20 protein-coding genes are annotated in these 16332 nt (G+C 40.5%); all 20 read left to right on the top strand.

The genetic code is table 11. The features are described 5' to 3' along the window. The first annotated feature begins 2 nt into the window (after nucleotides 1-2). The 20 genes from rpsH (at nucleotide 3) to adhE (ending at nucleotide 16217) form a co-directional block, all read left to right on the top strand. On the top strand, nucleotides 3-404 hold the full coding sequence (gene rpsH, locus NKF87_RS10940; protein ID WP_055283723.1) for a 30S ribosomal protein S8: 402 nt from the start codon (nucleotides 3-5) through the stop codon (nucleotides 402-404). Between the two features lie 126 nt (nucleotides 405-530). After that, nucleotides 531-1073, top strand: a complete 543-nt coding sequence (gene rplF, locus NKF87_RS10935; RefSeq protein WP_028088453.1) for a 50S ribosomal protein L6 — start codon at nucleotides 531-533, stop codon at nucleotides 1071-1073. 17 nt (nucleotides 1074-1090) lie between these two features. Continuing rightward, nucleotides 1091-1459, top strand: coding sequence for a 50S ribosomal protein L18 (gene rplR / locus NKF87_RS10930; protein ID WP_022415193.1), 369 nt, complete (start codon nucleotides 1091-1093; stop codon nucleotides 1457-1459). 14 nt (nucleotides 1460-1473) lie between these two features. Then, nucleotides 1474-1983, top strand: a complete 510-nt coding sequence (rpsE, locus tag NKF87_RS10925; protein ID WP_006427400.1) for a 30S ribosomal protein S5 — start codon at nucleotides 1474-1476, stop codon at nucleotides 1981-1983. 14 nt (nucleotides 1984-1997) lie between these two features. Beyond that, nucleotides 1998-2177 carry a 50S ribosomal protein L30 gene (gene rpmD / locus NKF87_RS10920; protein WP_006427401.1) on the top strand — a complete coding sequence of 60 codons (180 nt, stop codon included), beginning with the start codon at nucleotides 1998-2000 and terminating at the stop codon, nucleotides 2175-2177. A gap of 29 nt (nucleotides 2178-2206) precedes the next feature. Further along, nucleotides 2207-2647, top strand: a complete 441-nt coding sequence (gene rplO / locus NKF87_RS10915; protein WP_006427402.1) for a 50S ribosomal protein L15 — start codon at nucleotides 2207-2209, stop codon at nucleotides 2645-2647. After that, the gene (secY, locus tag NKF87_RS10910; protein WP_055283727.1) at nucleotides 2647-3963 is read left to right on the top strand and encodes a preprotein translocase subunit SecY; all 1317 of its coding nucleotides are present in this window, start codon (nucleotides 2647-2649) and stop codon (nucleotides 3961-3963) included. Before rplO ends, secY begins: the two co-directional genes overlap by 1 nt. Before the next feature lie 60 nt (nucleotides 3964-4023). Then, a complete protein-coding gene (locus NKF87_RS10905; protein ID WP_055283729.1) occupies nucleotides 4024-4668 on the top strand; it encodes an adenylate kinase in 645 nt (214 codons plus the stop codon). A gap of 4 nt (nucleotides 4669-4672) precedes the next feature. Further along, entirely contained in the window at nucleotides 4673-5437 is a 765-nt protein-coding gene (gene map / locus NKF87_RS10900; protein ID WP_117597700.1) for a type I methionyl aminopeptidase, read from the top strand. Nucleotides 5438-5463: 26 nt separating this feature from the next. Beyond that, nucleotides 5464-5712, top strand: a complete 249-nt coding sequence (locus NKF87_RS10895) for a KOW domain-containing RNA-binding protein (RefSeq protein WP_117597699.1) — start codon at nucleotides 5464-5466, stop codon at nucleotides 5710-5712. A gap of 12 nt (nucleotides 5713-5724) precedes the next feature. Next, nucleotides 5725-5943 carry a translation initiation factor IF-1 gene (gene infA / locus NKF87_RS10890; RefSeq protein WP_004607275.1) on the top strand — a complete coding sequence of 73 codons (219 nt, stop codon included), beginning with the start codon at nucleotides 5725-5727 and terminating at the stop codon, nucleotides 5941-5943. 153 nt (nucleotides 5944-6096) lie between these two features. After that, nucleotides 6097-6210, top strand: a complete 114-nt coding sequence (gene rpmJ / locus NKF87_RS10885; protein WP_005339020.1) for a 50S ribosomal protein L36 — start codon at nucleotides 6097-6099, stop codon at nucleotides 6208-6210. Nucleotides 6211-6473: 263 nt separating this feature from the next. Further along, a complete protein-coding gene (gene rpsM, locus NKF87_RS10880) occupies nucleotides 6474-6842 on the top strand; it encodes a 30S ribosomal protein S13 (protein WP_022415191.1) in 369 nt (122 codons plus the stop codon). 32 nt (nucleotides 6843-6874) lie between these two features. Further along, nucleotides 6875-7270 carry a 30S ribosomal protein S11 gene (gene rpsK / locus NKF87_RS10875; protein WP_005332330.1) on the top strand — a complete coding sequence of 132 codons (396 nt, stop codon included), beginning with the start codon at nucleotides 6875-6877 and terminating at the stop codon, nucleotides 7268-7270. Between the two features lie 66 nt (nucleotides 7271-7336). Next, entirely contained in the window at nucleotides 7337-7930 is a 594-nt protein-coding gene (gene rpsD / locus NKF87_RS10870; protein WP_117597698.1) for a 30S ribosomal protein S4, read from the top strand. 29 nt (nucleotides 7931-7959) lie between these two features. Next, nucleotides 7960-8919 carry a DNA-directed RNA polymerase subunit alpha gene (locus NKF87_RS10865; RefSeq protein WP_022415190.1) on the top strand — a complete coding sequence of 320 codons (960 nt, stop codon included), beginning with the start codon at nucleotides 7960-7962 and terminating at the stop codon, nucleotides 8917-8919. A gap of 90 nt (nucleotides 8920-9009) precedes the next feature. Further along, nucleotides 9010-9546 (top strand): bL17 family ribosomal protein, encoded by a 537-nt coding sequence (locus NKF87_RS10860; RefSeq protein ID WP_006427410.1) that lies wholly within the window; start codon nucleotides 9010-9012, stop codon nucleotides 9544-9546. A 296-nt stretch (nucleotides 9547-9842) separates the two neighbouring features. Then, nucleotides 9843-11675, top strand: coding sequence for an NAD(P)-binding protein (locus tag NKF87_RS10855; protein WP_055283733.1), 1833 nt, complete (start codon nucleotides 9843-9845; stop codon nucleotides 11673-11675). Then, complete coding sequence (locus NKF87_RS10850) at nucleotides 11669-13405, top strand: [FeFe] hydrogenase, group A (RefSeq protein ID WP_117597697.1); 1737 nt, start codon at nucleotides 11669-11671, stop codon at nucleotides 13403-13405. The genes NKF87_RS10855 and NKF87_RS10850 overlap by 7 nt, the downstream gene beginning before the upstream one ends. Before the next feature lie 190 nt (nucleotides 13406-13595). After that, entirely contained in the window at nucleotides 13596-16217 is a 2622-nt protein-coding gene (gene adhE, locus NKF87_RS10845; RefSeq protein ID WP_117597696.1) for a bifunctional acetaldehyde-CoA/alcohol dehydrogenase, read from the top strand. Nucleotides 16218-16332 lie beyond the last annotated feature (115 nt).

Genomic DNA, 16332 nt, shown 5'->3' with positions numbered 1-16332 from the left:
CAATGACAATGAGTGATCCAATCGCAGATATGCTTACAAGAATCCGTAATGCAAATACTGCTAAACATGATACTGTAGATGTTCCAGCATCCAAGATGAAGCTTGCTATCGCTAATATCTTGTTAGATGAAGGATATATCGAGAAATACGATGTTGTTGAAGACGGAGTATTCAAAACAATTCACATCACACTGAAATATGGTGCTGATAAGAACGAGAAAGTTATCACAGGCCTTAAGAGAATTTCTAAACCAGGTCTTCGTGTATACGCTTCAAGCGAGAATGTACCTAAGGTATTTGGTGGACTTGGAACAGCAATCATTTCCACAAACCAGGGTGTAATCACTGACAAAGCTGCAAGAAAGCTTGGTATCGGTGGAGAAGTTCTCTGCTATATTTGGTAAGAAACCCGTGAGCAACTTAGTGAAGGTGTGCCGTAAGGCACAGCCTGAACTGATTGCCATATAGAAACTGAAAACAGAGAAGCCATAAGAGCTTTTCCGAGAATCTAAGTTAAGGAGGAATAAGGTATGTCACGTATCGGAAGACATCCAATCGCTATCCCGGCAGGCGTAACTGTTGAGATTGCTGAGAACAATGTAGTGACTGTTAAAGGTCCAAAGGGAACACTTGAGAAAGCACTTCCTACAGAGATGGAAATCAAACAGGAAGGCGAAGAAATCGTTGTAACAAGACCAAATGACTTAAAGAAAATGAAATCTTTACATGGTCTTACAAGAACACTGATCAATAACATGGTTATTGGTGTAACGGAAGGATACCAGAAGGTTCTGGAAGTTAACGGTGTTGGATACAGAGCAGCAAAATCAGGTAACAAATTAACACTGAACCTTGGTTATTCTCATCCAGTCGAGATGGAAGATCCTGAAGGCATTGAGACAGTAGTTGAAGGTCAGAACAAGATCATCGTTAAAGGACTCAGTAAAGAAAAAGTTGGTCAGTTTGCGGCTGAGATCAGAGACAAGAGAAGACCGGAGCCATACAAAGGTAAAGGTATTAAGTATGCTGATGAAGTTATCAGACGTAAAGTTGGTAAGACTGGTAAAAAATAAGTAAGGAGAGTGTGAAAATGGTTAGCAAAAAATCAAGAAGTGAAGTTCGCGTAAACAAGCACAGAAAATTACGTAACCGTTTATCTGGTACAGCTGAGTGCCCACGTTTAGCGGTATTCAGAAGTAATAATCATATGTATGCTCAAATTATTGACGATACAGTTGGAAATACACTGGTTTCCGCTTCCACTCTTCAGAAAGATGTGAAAGCAAACCTGGAGAAAACTAACAACGTTGATGCAGCAGCATATTTAGGAAAAGTAATCGCAGAAAAGGCCCTTGAAAAAGGTATTAAAGACGTTGTCTTCGACAGAGGCGGATTTATTTATCAGGGTAAAGTACAGGCATTAGCAGACGCAGCTAGAGAAGCTGGGTTGAATTTCTAGAAGGAGGAGCACACATGAGACAGGAACGTATTGATGCTAATTCATTAGAATTAAACGAAAAAGTAGTATCAATTAAACGTGTAACCAAAGTTGTTAAGGGTGGCCGTAATATGAGATTCACAGCTTTAGTAGTTGTTGGTGACGGAAATGGCCATGTTGGTGCAGGTTTAGGAAAAGCTACAGAAATTCCGGAAGCAATCCGCAAAGGAAAAGAAGATGCAGCTAAAAATCTCATCTCTGTAGCATTAGATGAAAATGACAGTGTAACACATGATTATATCGGTAAATTCGGAGGCGCTTCTGTATTACTTAAGAAGGCTCCAGAAGGTACTGGAGTTATCGCTGGTGGTCCAGCACGTGCCGTAATCGAGATGGCAGGAATCAAGAATATCCGTACAAAATCTCTTGGTTCTAACAACAAACAGAACGTTGTACTTGCTACAATCGAAGGATTACGCCAGATTAAAACTCCGGAAGAAGTAGCTAAGCTTCGCGGTAAATCTGTTGAAGAGATCTTTGGCTAAGGAGGTAGAACAAAATGGCAGATTTAAAAATCACATTAGTAAAATCTACAATCGGTGCTGTACCTAAGCATAAGAAAACTGTTGAAGCATTAGGACTTAAGAAGCTGAACAAAACTGTTGTACTTCCAGATAATGCAGCAACAAGAGGTATGGTTAAACAGGTTTCTCACCTGGTAAAAGTAGAAGAAGTATAATTCATTTATTCGGATAAGGAGGTGTCACAATGGATTTATCTAACTTAAGACCTGCTGACGGATCAAAGCAGAGTGATAATTTCAGAAGAGGACGTGGACACGGTTCTGGAAATGGTAAGACAGCTGGTAAGGGACATAAAGGTCAGAAAGCTCGTTCAGGCGGTACAAGACCTGGTTTCGAAGGTGGTCAGATGCCATTATATAGAAGAATACCAAAGAGAGGTTTCACTAACAGAAACACTAAGACAATCGTTGGTATCAACGTAAGTGCTCTTGAAGTATTTGAAAATGATACAGTTGTTACTGTAGATACATTAATCGAACAGGGTATCGTTACAAATCCAAAGGATGGAGTTAAGATTCTTGGAAATGGCGAACTTACTAAGAAGCTTACAGTTCAGGCAGATGCATTCAGTGCAGGAGCTGTAGCTAAGATCGAGGCGTTAGGTGGAAAAGCAGAGGTGATCTAATGTTAGAAGCATTTCGAAAGGCATTCAAGATAAAGGATATTCGAAAGAAGATCGGATATACATTTTTGATGTTAATCGTAATACGAATTGGATCGCAGTTGCCAACACCAGGCGTAAATGGTGAATATATTAAGAATTTCTTTGCTCAAAACACTGGAGAGGCGTTCAATTTGTTTAACGCCTTCACCGGTGGCTCTTTTGAGCAAATGTCTGTATTTGCCTTAAGTATTACACCTTATATTACTTCATCAATCATAGTTCAGCTGCTTACAATTGCAATTCCGCAGTTAGAAGAGATGCAGCGTGACGGCGAGACTGGAAGAAAGAAGATTGTTGCTATTACAAGATATCTTACCGTTGGTCTTGCTTTAATTGAATCCGGCGCTATGGCAGTTGGATTCGGCCGTCAGGGACTTCTGGTGAAGTATAATTTTGTTAATGCAGCAATTGTCGTATTAACACTCACGGCAGGATCCGCTTTCCTGATGTGGATTGGTGAGAGAATTACAGAAAAAGGTGTGGGCAATGGTATATCTATTGTCCTGGTGATCAACATTATCTCTCGTATTCCGAGTGATATGACGACGTTATTTGACCAGTTCGTGAAAGGAAAAGCGATTGCTTCCGCTGGTCTTGCAGTATGTGTAATCATTGCAATCATCTTAGCATTGGTTGTTTTTACCGTAATCCTGCAGGATGGAGAAAGAAGAATTGCTGTACAGTATTCCCAGAAAGTGGTTGGAAGAAGATCATATGGTGGACAGTCCACTAATATTCCGCTGAAGGTTAACACGGCAGGCGTTATCCCTATTATCTTTTCATCATCTTTGATGCAGTTTCCAATCGTAATTGCAACTTTTCTTGGAAAAGATAATGGTAGTGGAATCGGAAGTGAGATTCTTCGTGGATTAAACCAGAGCAACTGGTGTAATCCGGAACAGATCAAGTATTCGTGGGGACTGGTACTATATATTGTCCTGACTGTATTCTTCGCATATTTTTACACTTCAATTACATTTAATCCATTGGAGATTGCAAATAATATGAAGAAGAGCGGTGGATTTATACCGGGAATTCGTCCGGGAAGACCAACAGTAGAATATTTGACAAAAATCTTGAATTATATTATTTTTGTTGGTGCATGCGGATTGATTCTGGTACAGATTGTTCCGATATTATTCAACGGATGGCTTGGAGCAAAAGTATCCTTTGGTGGTACTTCTCTGATCATTATTGTCAGTGTAGTATTGGAAACACTTAAGCAAATTGATTCAATGACACTTGTAAGAACATACAAGGGATTTTTAAATAGTTAATATTTTGACTCGCGGGAAGTTTTTTTCGCGGGTTAAAATGCTATAAGGAGGAACCGCCAAATGAAAATTATTATGTTAGGTGCCCCTGGAGCGGGCAAAGGAACCCAGGCAAAAAAAATTGCAGCAAAATATGATATTCCACACATTTCCACAGGAGATATCTTCAGAGCCAATATCAAGAATGGTACAGAACTGGGAAATAAGGCAAAAACATACATGGATCAGGGCTTGCTAGTTCCGGATGAACTGGTAGTAGATCTCGTAGTAGACCGCGTACAGCAGGATGATTGTAAGAACGGATATGTTTTGGATGGTTTTCCGAGAACAATTCCACAGGCAGAAGCACTGGATAAGGCACTTGCAGCACTGGGAGACAAGGTTGACTATGCAATCGATGTAAATGTCCCGGATGAGAACATTGTAAACCGTATGGGTGGACGACGCGCATGTGTAGGATGTGGAGCAACTTATCACCTGGTATATGCACCGACAAAGACAGAGGGAATCTGTGATGTTTGCGGAAAAGAACTGATCTTAAGAGATGATGATAAACCAGAGACAGTTCAGAAGAGACTGAACGTATATCATGAGCAGACACAGCCGTTGATTGATTATTATACAAAAGCCGGTATTTTAAAAACTGTTGACGGAACAGTTGATATTAATGATGTATTTGCAGCAATCGTAGAGATACTTGGAGCATAAGATCATGGCAATTACAATTAAGTCCGAAAGAGAAATCGAATTAATGGCGGAAGCCGGTAAGATACTTGAACGGGTTCATAATGAACTGGAGAAAGCACTGCGTCCGGGAATGAGTACGAAAGATATTGATACTCTGGGTGAGGAGATTATCAGAAGTTATGGATGCATTCCTTCTTTTTTGAATTATAATGGATATCCGGCATCCATCTGTGTATCAGTGAATCAGGAAGTTGTTCATGGAATTCCGGATAAACACAGGATCATTCAGGAAGGCGATATTGTTAGTCTGGACGCAGGAGTTATTTATAAGGGCTATCATTCAGATGCGGCAAGAACGCATGCGGTCGGTGAAGTCAGTGAGGAAGCAAAAAAATTGATTCAGGTTACCAAAGAAAGCTTCTTCGAAGGAATAAAATTTGCCAAAGCAGGGAATCATTTATTTGATATATCCGGTGCGATCGGCAGATATGCAGAAGAAAGAGGTTATGGTGTTGTAAGAGATCTATGTGGACATGGAATCGGAACAGCACTTCATGAGGCACCTGAAATTCCGAATTATGAAGTGGGACGTAAAGGCGTGAGATTAAGACCAGGTATGACACTTGCCATCGAGCCGATGATCAATATAGGAACACATGAAGTTGACTGGCTGGACGATGACTGGACAGTTGTAACAAGAGATGGTTCTTTATCGGCACATTATGAGAATACGATATTGATCACCGAAGGCGAACCTAGAATTCTGTCCTTAACCTGTGAGAATGAATAGACTTATATAAGTAAGAGGAAACAGATATGGTGATATATGAAGCAGGCATGCTTGCAAGATCAAAAGCCGGACATGATAAAGCAAAGATGTATATCATAAAAGAAGTGGACGATACATATGTATATCTGGTGGATGGACGAATCAGAACACTCGTCCATCCTAAAAAAAAGAAAAAAAAACATGTGCAGATCGTTCATGGCACATATAATATGAAAGAACTTGATGATGCAGGCATAAGAAAGTTAATTAAGGATTGGATGAAAGAAGAAAAGTAGGAGGAAGATAGAATGTCAAAGGCTGACGTTATTGAAATTGAAGGAACTGTAGTAGAAAAACTGCCAAACGCAATGTTTCAGGTAGAACTTGAGAATGGACATCAGGTATTAGCTCATATCAGCGGTAAACTGAGAATGAACTTCATCAAGATCCTGCCGGGAGATAAAGTAACATTAGAATTGTCTCCATATGACCTTTCAAAAGGAAGAATTATCTGGAGAGATAAATAAATTCAAAAAAACTATTGACTTATATTGCAAATAGATGCTATACTATATAAGCACGTTTTCTAGGCATGTTTATGCACTGGAATCTCTGAGTTGCGATTTCAAATGGAAATGTGTAGCAACAAAGGCATAGCAATGGATGAAAGGAGGATCCCCGTGAAGGTTAGATCATCAGTAAAACCAATTTGCGAAAAATGCAAAGTAATTAAAAGAAAAGGAAGCGTTCGCATTATCTGCGAAAATCCAAAACACAAACAGCGTCAGGGTTAATTTCTGAAGAATGTTTGATGTATTTAGGCGGCTGATAGTGGACACGCCAGGCGGTGTGGAAACTATTTCAAATATACAAGGCGCACCCGAAAGACCGGTGATGATCCTCGTATATTGCTTCTAATGCCGGCTCGTCATTACCGCATAGCTTCCAACACTATGAGCGGTGGCCGGAAAGGGCATGATACCGAACATGCCTGGGACAAAAATACAGGTCCCCTATTAAAGACAATTAACAATGAAAGAAAATGGAGGAAATTCACATGGCTCGTATAGCAGGTGTAGACTTACCAAGAGACAAACGTGTTGAGATCGGACTGACTTATATCTACGGAATCGGTAGAACAAGCGCAACTCGTATCTTGACAGAGGCAGGAGTTAATCCTGATATTCGTTGTAGAGATCTTACAGACGATGATGTAAAGAAAATCAGTGCTGTAATCGATGAGACACAGACAGTAGAAGGTGATCTTCGTAGAGAAATCGCTCTCAACATCAAGAGATTACAGGAAATCGGATGCTATAGAGGAATCCGTCACAGAAAAGGACTTCCGGTTCGTGGTCAGAAGACTAAGACAAATGCAAGAACAAGAAAAGGTCCTAAGAGAACAGTAGCAAACAAGAAGAAATAATTTATTTGAGGAAAGAGTAGGTTAGTTTTATTATGGCAAAGAAAGTTACAAAAAAAGTGACAAAGAAACGTGTCAAGAAAAACGTTGAACACGGACAGGCTCACATCCAGTCATCTTTTAATAACACAATCGTAACATTAACAGATGCACAGGGAAATGCTCTGTCATGGGCAAGTGCAGGCGGTCTCGGATTCAGAGGTTCAAGAAAATCTACCCCTTATGCAGCTCAGATGGCAGCTGAAACAGCAGCTAAAGCAGCATTAGTACATGGTTTAAAATCAGTTGACGTAATGGTTAAAGGACCAGGTTCAGGTAGAGAAGCAGCAATTCGTGCTCTGCAGGCATGCGGAATCGATGTGACAAGTATCAGAGACGTTACACCAGTACCACACAATGGTTGCCGTCCACCAAAACGCAGAAGAGTCTAGTACTATTATTATTCACTACGTTAACGGATTGTATGTGTCCGAATTATATAGGAGGAAAACAAAAACATGGCAGTAAATAGAGTTCCGGTTCTTAAAAGATGCAGATCCCTCGGAATGGATCCAGTTTATTTAGGAATTGATAAAAAGTCTAACAGACAGTTAAAAAGAGCGAATAGAAAAATGAGCGAGTATGGTCTCCAGTTACGTGAGAAACAGAAAGCAAAATTCATCTATGGTGTATTAGAGAAACCTTTCCTGAACTACTTCAAGAAAGCATCTAAGATGAATGGTATGACAGGTGAAAACCTGATGGTACTCTTAGAGTCAAGACTTGACAACGTTGTATTCCGTCTTGGACTTGCCAGAACAAGACGTGAAGCAAGACAGATCGTTGACCACAAGCACGTGCTTGTAAACGGAAAACAGATCAACATCCCTTCATACCTTGTAAAGACAGGAGATGTGGTAGAAATCAAAGAAACTAAGAAAAACTCACCAAGATACAAAGAAATCGTTGAGGTTACAGGCGGACGTCTTGTTCCAGAATGGTTAGAAGCTGATCTGGAAGGTCTGAAAGGAACAGTAAAAGAACTTCCAAAACGTGAAGCAATCGATGTTCCTGTAGATGAGATGTTAATCGTCGAGTTGTATTCTAAATAATAAACCGTAACCCACAGGAGGTGGACTTAGTGTTTGATTTTAATAAACCCAATATTGAAATAACTGATATTTCAGATGATAAGAAATATGGTAGATTCGTTGTAGAACCTCTTGAAAGAGGTTATGGTACAACATTAGGTAATTCTCTTAGAAGAATTATGCTTTCATCTTTGCCTGGTTCAGCAATCAGCCAGGTTAAGATCGATGGTGTACTTCATGAATTCAGTTCTATTCCGGGTGTTAAGGAAGATGTCACAGAGATCATCATGAACCTGAAATCTCTGGCAATCAAAAACACATCTGAATCTGATGAGCCTAAGACTGCTTATATTGAGTTCGAAGGCGAAGGAGTTGTAACAGCAGCTGACATTCAGGTGGATCAGGATATTGAAATCATGAACCCGGAGACTGTAATCGCTACATTAAACGGCGGTGCAGACAGCAAATTGTATATGGAACTTACCATTACAAATGGAAGAGGCTACGTGAGTGCTGATAAGAATAAGAATGACGAACTGCCAATCGCAGTGATTCCAATTGATTCTATCTACACTCCAGTGGAACGAGTGAACCTTACAGTAGAGAATACCCGTGTCGGACAGATTACAGACTTTGATAAACTTACACTGGATGTATATACAAACGGCACACTGCTTCCGGATGAAGCTGTAAGTTTGGCTGCAAAGGTACTTAGTGAACATCTGAAACTCTTTATTGATCTGTCAGAAGTAGCACAGGCTGCTGAAGTTATGATTGAAAAAGAAGACGATGAAAAAGAAAAAGTTCTTGAGATGAGCATTGACGAACTTGAACTTTCTGTTCGTTCATACAATTGCCTGAAGAGAGCTGGTATCAATACAGTTGAAGAACTGACAAACAGAACACCGGAAGATATGATGAAAGTACGTAACCTTGGACGTAAGTCTCTGGAAGAAGTACTTGCAAAATTAGATGAGTTAGGCTTAAGCCTCAGCAAAGGTGAAGAATAATCTGTCAGTAAGCCCGTAAGTGCATGGCAGAGCATTTGGCTAGTAAGCCCGAAGAAGCATAACCAAGTGTTATAATGGAGGATATTTAAAATGGCAAAATATAGAAAACTTGGCAGAACATCAAGCCAGAGAAAAGCATTATTAAGAAATCAGGTAACAGCACTTCTGAACAACGGTAAGATCGTTACAACAGAAGCTAAGGCTAAAGAGATCCGCAAGATCGCTGAAGGACTTATCGCATTAGCTGTTAAAGAAAAAGATAACTTCGAAGAAGTTACTGTAAAAGCTAAAGTTGCCCGCAAAGATAAAGATGGCAAGAGAGTAAAAGAAGTTGTAGATGGTAAGAAAGTTACTGTATATGACGAAGTTGATAAAACAATCAAAAAGGATATGCCAAGCAGACTGCATGCTCGTCGTCAGATGCTGAAGGTTCTTTATCCTGTAAAGGAAGTTCCAACTGCACAGGCTGGAAAGAAGAAAAATACAAAAGAAGTTGATCTCGTAGCAAAATTATTTGATGAGATCGCTCCTAAGTATGCAGATCGTAACGGTGGATACACAAGAATCGTTAAGATCGGTCAGCGTAAAGGTGATGCAGCTATGGAAGTTCTGATTGAACTTGTATAGTTAGAAGTCAATAAAAATATTGAAAACCTCACACAATCATGTGTGAGGTTTTTTTTTCTGCATAAAGGACACAGAAAAAAGACAGACAGGAAATTTCGTAAAACAGATAATCAAAGATTTGTTAAAAATCTGACTATAGCGTTAAATTTACTACTATTAACAAATATGATTACAAATTATCAAATAAATGATATAATACCGATATCACATTTGAAATGAATTGTGCAAAAAACTGATAATTGCAATTCATATGTACTGTAAATTGAAAACAAACAGATGGAAGGTAGGAATAAAGAATGAGCAGACTGGAAATTGCCTCTCCAAAAAAAGCAAAGATCGTAATGGAAGGCCTTTATAAAGATCTGGAAAGAAGAATCGAATCAAGTCCTCCGGGATTATGTCCTGTAGATATGGCAAGAGCATTTCTTGAGTTATGTCATGCACAGACCTGTGGAAAATGTGTACCTTGCCGTATCGGATTAGGTCAATTGAACAATTTCATCCGTGAAGTACTGGATGGAAAAGCAACTATGAAGACGCTGGATATTATGGAGCAGACTGCACTTTCAATCATGGAATCAGCAGACTGTGCAATCGGATATGAGGCTGCTAATATGGTATACAAAGGACTGATCGGTTATCGTGATGATTACGTTGAACATATCCAGAACGGAAGATGTACCTGTACCTATAATCAGCCGGTACCATGTGTATCGTTATGTCCTGCACATGTAGATATTCCGGGATATGTTGCACTGGTAGGGGAAGGCAGATATGCAGATGCGATCCGTCTGCTGAGAAAAGATAATCCGTTCCCGACTACATGTGGATTTATCTGTGAACATCCATGTGAAGCAAGATGTAGAAGAAATATGGTGGATGATTCTATTAATATCCGTGGATTAAAACGTGTAGCAGCAGATTTTGCGGGAGAAGTTGATCCTCCGCAGTGTGCACCGGATACAGGAAAAAAGATTGCAATCCTTGGTGGAGGACCTGGTGGTTTGAGTGCAGCTTATTATCTGCAGTTAATGGGACATCAGACAACTGTATATGAGATGCTTCCGAAATTAGGAGGAATGCTTCGTTATGGTATTCCGAACTACAGACTTCCGAAAGACAGACTTGACGATGATATCCGTGCGATACTGAAGACAGGTGTACAGGTGAAAAATGGTCTGAAGATCGGTCAGGATATTACAATCCAGCAATTGAGACAGGAATACGATGTTGTTCTGATTACAATCGGGGCAAGTACAGATAAAAAATTAGGATTGGAAAATGAAGACGCAGACGGAATCCTATCAGCTGTACAGTTCCTGCGTAACGTAGGGAAGAATCAGATTATGGATTTGACAGGAAAAGAGGTTGCTGTTATCGGTGGAGGTAACGTATCCATGGATGCAGTCCGTACAGCAAAACGTCTGGGTGCCAAGAAAGTAAGTATCGTTTACAGACGAAGGGTTGCGGATATGACTGCACTTCCGGGAGAAATAGACGGAGCAGTTGCAGAAGGTATTGAATTACAGACATTGAAAGCACCGTCATCCATTGATGTAGATGAGAATCATCATGTGAAAGGAATCTATGTGACCCCTCAGATGGTGAGCTCAATCAGAGACGGAAGAGCAAGCATCAAACCTACAGGTGAAGAAGATATTTACATACCATGCGATGTATTAATCGTAGCAATCGGACAGAATATCGAAACACATCACTTTGAACAGGCTGGTATTCCGGTTGAACGTGGGAAAATTGTTACCAAAAGCACAGGAGCATTCGAGAACCTTCCGGGTGTATTTGCCGGAGGAGACTGTGCAAGCGGACCGGCTTCAGTTATTAAGGCAATTGCAGCTGCAAAAGTCGTAGCAGCTAATATTGATGAGTATCTTGGATATCATCATGAGATTTCCTGCGACGTTGAAATTCCGGAAGCGCATCTGGATGATCGTACACCTTGCGGAAGAGTAAATCTTACAGAAAGAGAAGCGTGTGAAAGAGTCTGCGATTTTGAGGCAGTGGAAAATTGTATGACAGAAAAAGAAGCGAAACAGGAAGCAGGAAGATGTCTTCGCTGTGATCACTTCGGATACGGTATATTTAAGGGAGGCAGAGAGACATTATGGTAAATCTTATAATAGATGGAAGAGAGATAACGGTAAAAGAGAATACCACGATCATGGAAGCTGCATCCCAGAATGGAATTCCAATTCCGAAACTTTGTTATTTAAAAGGAATCAATGAAATTGCGGCCTGTCGTGTCTGTGTAGTGGAATTAGAAGGAAAAGAGAAACTTATCACCTCATGCAATAATGTCGCAAAAGAAGGTATGGTCATTCATACGAACAGTCCGAAAGTCAGAAGACACAGAAGAACAACGGTAGAGCTGATCCTTTCGCAGCATGACTGTGAATGTGTTACCTGTTCCAGAAGTGGAAACTGTAGTCTTCAGACGGTTGCAAATGACCTGAATATTATAGATATTCCGTTTAAAATGGAGATTGAAAGACAGCCATGGAATAAAGAATTCCCATTGATCAGGGATTCTTCCAAGTGTATAAAATGCATGCGCTGTGTACAGGTTTGTGAAAAAGTACAGGGACTTGGTGTATGGGATGTGGAAGGAACAGGATCAAGAACTACGATCAATGTGGCTGGTCACAGGACAATAGAAGAAGCTGACTGCGCATTATGCGGACAGTGTATTACACATTGTCCGGTTGGTGCGTTAAGAGTAAGAGATGATACAGAAGATATATGGGATGCAATTGCAGATCCGGACAAGATTGTAGTTGCACAGGTAGCTCCGGCTGTCAGAACAGCATGGGGTGAGGAATTTGGACTTTCTGATGATGAAGCAACAGTTGGAAAGATCCTTGACGCTTTGAAGAGAATGGGAGTCGACTATGCTTTTGACACCACATTTTCGGCTGACTTGACAATTATGGAAGAAGGGACGGAATTTTTGCACAGATTTACTGCAGGGGAATTGAAAGAGCGTCCGATGTTTACTTCCTGTTGCCCGGGATGGCTTAGATTTATCAAATCACAGTATCCACATCTGGTGAGACAGCTTTCTACAGCGAAATCACCGCAGCAGATGTTCGGAGCTGTGATGAAGACTTACTTTGCAGAGAAGCTCGGAGTATCTCCGCAGAGGATTTACACAGTATCAGTAATGCCATGTGTGGCAAAAAAAGAAGAAAAGGAGATGGAACTGTTCTATCAGGAATATGCAGGACATGATGTTGATACGGTTATTACGACGAGAGAACTGACAAAGATGATCAAATCAGCGCATATCAGTCCGGATACACTGTCAGATATAGAAAGTGACCGGCCGATGCAGGATGGAACAGGAGCAGGTGTAATTTTTGGTGCAACAGGAGGTGTCATGGAGGCAGCTCTTCGTACGGCATACTATCTGCTTAAGAGTGAGAATCCGCCGGAAGATGCATTTAAAGCGGTAAGAAGTACAGGATTCAATGAGAATGAGGGAATCCAGGAGGCGGATTTCCAGATTGACAATGTAACTGTCAGAACGGCTGCAGTTAGTGGTCTGGGCAATGCACGGGCACTTCTGGACCGTATTAACAAAGGGGAAGTACATTACGACTTCGTAGAAGTCATGGCTTGTCCCGGAGGATGTGTAGGCGGCGGTGGACAGCCGATTCATGATGGAAGGGAGATGGCATACGAAAGAGGACGTAAACTTTATCATCTGGATGAGAATGCAAAACGCAGATTTTCGCATGAAAATCATGATGTACAAAAAATGTATGAAGAATATTTTGTAAAACCAAATTCGCCGAAATCACACATGCTGTTACATACTGAGCACAATTTGGAACGTTTTTAAATATCAATGTGTACAGAAGAAGCTGCCTGTGGCAGCTTCTTTGTGTATAGTGAAAGAGGTGGTAAAAGAAACTTGTTAAAGAATTATCAAATATGTGAAAAAAATATCAAAAACATATTGACAAAGAATTAACAAACGGTTATACTAAGACCATCGAAAACAAACAAAAACTCACAGGAGGATAATCAACATGGCGACAAAGAAAAAAGAGAATGTAGTACCAGAGATTATTGACAACGTAGAAGCTCTCGAAGCTAAGATGAAAGCAATGAGAGAAGCTCAGAAAAAATTTGCTACCTATACACAGGAACAGGTAGACAAGATCTTTTTCGAAGCAGCAATGGCAGCAAATAAGATGCGTATCCCGCTTGCTAAGATGGCAGTAGAGGAGACAGGACGTGGACTTGTAGAAGACAAGATCATCAAAAATCATTACGCAGCAGAGTATATTTATAATAAGTATAAAAATGACAAGACATGTGGTGTGATCGAAGAAGACAAAGCATACGGAATTAAAAAGATTGCAGAACCAGTTGGTCTGGTAGCAGCTGTTATCCCAACTACAAACCCTACATCAACAGCAATCTTTAAGACACTGATCTGTTTGAAAACAAGAAATGCAATCATCATCAGTCCACATCCGGCAGCAAAGGCATGTACAATTGCGGCAGCGAAAGTTGTTCTTGATGCAGCAGTAAAAGCCGGAGCACCGGAAGGAATCATCGGATGGATTGATGTTCCTTCATTAGAGCTGACAACAACAGTTATGAAAGATGCTGATGAGATTCTTGCAACAGGTGGTCCTGGAATGGTTAAATCTGCATATTCTTCAGGAAAACCGGCACTTGGTGTTGGACCTGGTAACACACCTGTTATCATCGATGATTCAGCAGATATCAAGATGGCAGTTAACTCCATCATCCATTCTAAGACATTTGATAATGGTATGATCTGTGCTTCTGAACAGTCAGTAACTGTACTGGACAGCATTTATGATGAAGTTAAGAAAGAATTTGCATACCGTGGATGCTACTTCCTCAAGAAGGGAGAAGAACTTGATAAAGTTCGTAAGACAATCATCATCAACGGAGCATTAAATAATAAGATTCCTGGAAAATCAGCATATGAGATCGCTAAGTTAGCAGGTGTTGAAGTACCGAAGGCTACAAAGATCCTGATCGGTGAAGTAGAATCTGTTGATATTTCGGAAGAATTCGCACATGAGAAATTATCTCCTGTACTTGCAATGTACAGAGCTAAGACATTTGATGAGGCTCTTGCAAAAGCTGAGCAGCTTGTTGCAGATGGTGGATACGGACATACATCATCACTTTACATCCACCCATCACAGACAGAAAAGATTGAGAAACATCAGCAGGCTATGAAGACTTGCCGTATCCTGATCAATACACCTTCATCACAGGGTGGTATCGGAGACCTTTACAACTTCGGACTTGCTCCATCTCTTACACTTGGATGTGGTTCTTGGGGAGGAAACTCTGTATCTGAGAACGTAGGTGTGAAACACCTGATCAATATCAAGACAGTTGCAGAGAGGAGAGAAAACATGCTGTGGTTTAGAACACCTGAGAAAGTATACTTTAAGAAAGGCTGCATGCCTGTAGCATTAGATGAACTCGGAACTGTAATGCATAAGAAGAAAGCGTTCATTGTAACAGACAGTTTCCTGTACAAGAATGGTTATGTAAAACCGATCGAAGATAAATTAGATCAGATGGGAATCCAGCATACATGCTTCTTTGAAGTTGCTCCAGACCCAACTCTGCAGTGCGCTAGAAGAGGTGTAGAACAGATCAGAGCATTTGAGCCAGATACGATCATCGCTCTTGGTGGTGGATCCGCAATGGATGCCGGAAAGATTATGTGGTTAATGTATGAGCATCCGGAAGCAAAATTCGAAGATATGGCTATGGACTTCATGGATATCCGTAAGAGAGTATACACATTCCCTAAGATGGGAGAGAAAGCTTACTTTATAGCTATTCCAACATCTTCAGGAACAGGTTCAGAAGTAACTCCATTCGCAATCATCACAGATGCTGATACAGGAGTAAAATGGCCTATCACAGACTACGAATTAATGCCAAACATGGCTATCGTAGACGTTGACAATGCAATGACAGCACCTAAGGGACTGACAAGTGCATCTGGTATCGACGTAATGACACATGCAATCGAAGCATATGTATCTATCATGGCTACAGACTTTACAGATGGTCTTGCTATGAAGGCAGTAAAAGCAGTATTTGATTACTTACCATCTGCATATGAGAATGGTGCTAATGATCCAATCGCAAGAGAGAAGATGGCTAACGCTTCATGCATGGCTGGTATGGCATTCGCAAATGCATTCCTTGGACTGAACCACTCTATGGCTCACAAACTTGGTGCATTCCATCACCTGCCACACGGTATTGCTAACGCTGTAATCCTGACAGATGTAATGCGTTACAATGCTGCAGAAGTACCTACAAGAATGGGAACATTCTCTCAGTATCAGTATCCACATGCACTTGCAAGATACGCAGAATTAGGACGTTTTGCAGGATGCAAAGGTAAGACAGATGAAGAAGTATTTGAGAACTTCATCGCTAAACTGGAAGAACTCAAAGAGAAGATTGGCATTAAGAAGACAATCAAAGATTACGGTGTAGATGAGAAATACTTCCTGGATACATTGGATGATATGACAGAGCAGGCATTCAACGACCAGTGTACAGGAGCTAACCCAAGATATCCTCTTATGAGTGAGATGAAAGAAATCTACCTGAAATGCTATTATGGAAAATAAAAAAGGCGTAAATATAATATCCATGAGTTTTTGTTTGTAGATTGGATAATGTATTGAGCATAGGAAAAGTGCAGCGTTTGACGTTGCACTTTTTCTTATGTCAAAATATTGATAA

The sequence above is a fragment of the Dorea longicatena genome (assembly GCF_024168045.1).
Taxonomy (GTDB): domain Bacteria; phylum Bacillota; class Clostridia; order Lachnospirales; family Lachnospiraceae; genus Dorea_A.
This window is presented reverse-complemented; position numbering and strand designations above follow the sequence as displayed.

What these genes read in the sequence shown, in the direction of transcription:
- rpsK (WP_005332330.1), top strand. Translation starts at nt 6,875, where the DNA reads ATGGCAAAGAAAGTTACAAAAAAAGTGACAAAGAAACGTGTCAAGAAA.
- rpsH (WP_055283723.1), top strand. Translation starts at nt 3, where the DNA reads ATGACAATGAGTGATCCAATCGCAGATATGCTTACAAGAATCCGTAAT.
- rpsM (WP_022415191.1), top strand. Translation starts at nt 6,474, where the DNA reads ATGGCTCGTATAGCAGGTGTAGACTTACCAAGAGACAAACGTGTTGAG.
- infA (WP_004607275.1), top strand. Translation starts at nt 5,725, where the DNA reads ATGTCAAAGGCTGACGTTATTGAAATTGAAGGAACTGTAGTAGAAAAA.
- rpsD (WP_117597698.1), top strand. Translation starts at nt 7,337, where the DNA reads ATGGCAGTAAATAGAGTTCCGGTTCTTAAAAGATGCAGATCCCTCGGA.
- NKF87_RS10855 (WP_055283733.1), top strand. Translation starts at nt 9,843, where the DNA reads ATGAGCAGACTGGAAATTGCCTCTCCAAAAAAAGCAAAGATCGTAATG.
- map (WP_117597700.1), top strand. Translation starts at nt 4,673, where the DNA reads ATGGCAATTACAATTAAGTCCGAAAGAGAAATCGAATTAATGGCGGAA.
- NKF87_RS10895 (WP_117597699.1), top strand. Translation starts at nt 5,464, where the DNA reads ATGGTGATATATGAAGCAGGCATGCTTGCAAGATCAAAAGCCGGACAT.
- adhE (WP_117597696.1), top strand. Translation starts at nt 13,596, where the DNA reads ATGGCGACAAAGAAAAAAGAGAATGTAGTACCAGAGATTATTGACAAC.
- NKF87_RS10860 (WP_006427410.1), top strand. Translation starts at nt 9,010, where the DNA reads ATGGCAAAATATAGAAAACTTGGCAGAACATCAAGCCAGAGAAAAGCA.
- NKF87_RS10905 (WP_055283729.1), top strand. Translation starts at nt 4,024, where the DNA reads ATGAAAATTATTATGTTAGGTGCCCCTGGAGCGGGCAAAGGAACCCAG.
- rpmD (WP_006427401.1), top strand. Translation starts at nt 1,998, where the DNA reads ATGGCAGATTTAAAAATCACATTAGTAAAATCTACAATCGGTGCTGTA.
- rpsE (WP_006427400.1), top strand. Translation starts at nt 1,474, where the DNA reads ATGAGACAGGAACGTATTGATGCTAATTCATTAGAATTAAACGAAAAA.
- rplO (WP_006427402.1), top strand. Translation starts at nt 2,207, where the DNA reads ATGGATTTATCTAACTTAAGACCTGCTGACGGATCAAAGCAGAGTGAT.
- rplR (WP_022415193.1), top strand. Translation starts at nt 1,091, where the DNA reads ATGGTTAGCAAAAAATCAAGAAGTGAAGTTCGCGTAAACAAGCACAGA.
- secY (WP_055283727.1), top strand. Translation starts at nt 2,647, where the DNA reads ATGTTAGAAGCATTTCGAAAGGCATTCAAGATAAAGGATATTCGAAAG.
- NKF87_RS10850 (WP_117597697.1), top strand. Translation starts at nt 11,669, where the DNA reads ATGGTAAATCTTATAATAGATGGAAGAGAGATAACGGTAAAAGAGAAT.
- rplF (WP_028088453.1), top strand. Translation starts at nt 531, where the DNA reads ATGTCACGTATCGGAAGACATCCAATCGCTATCCCGGCAGGCGTAACT.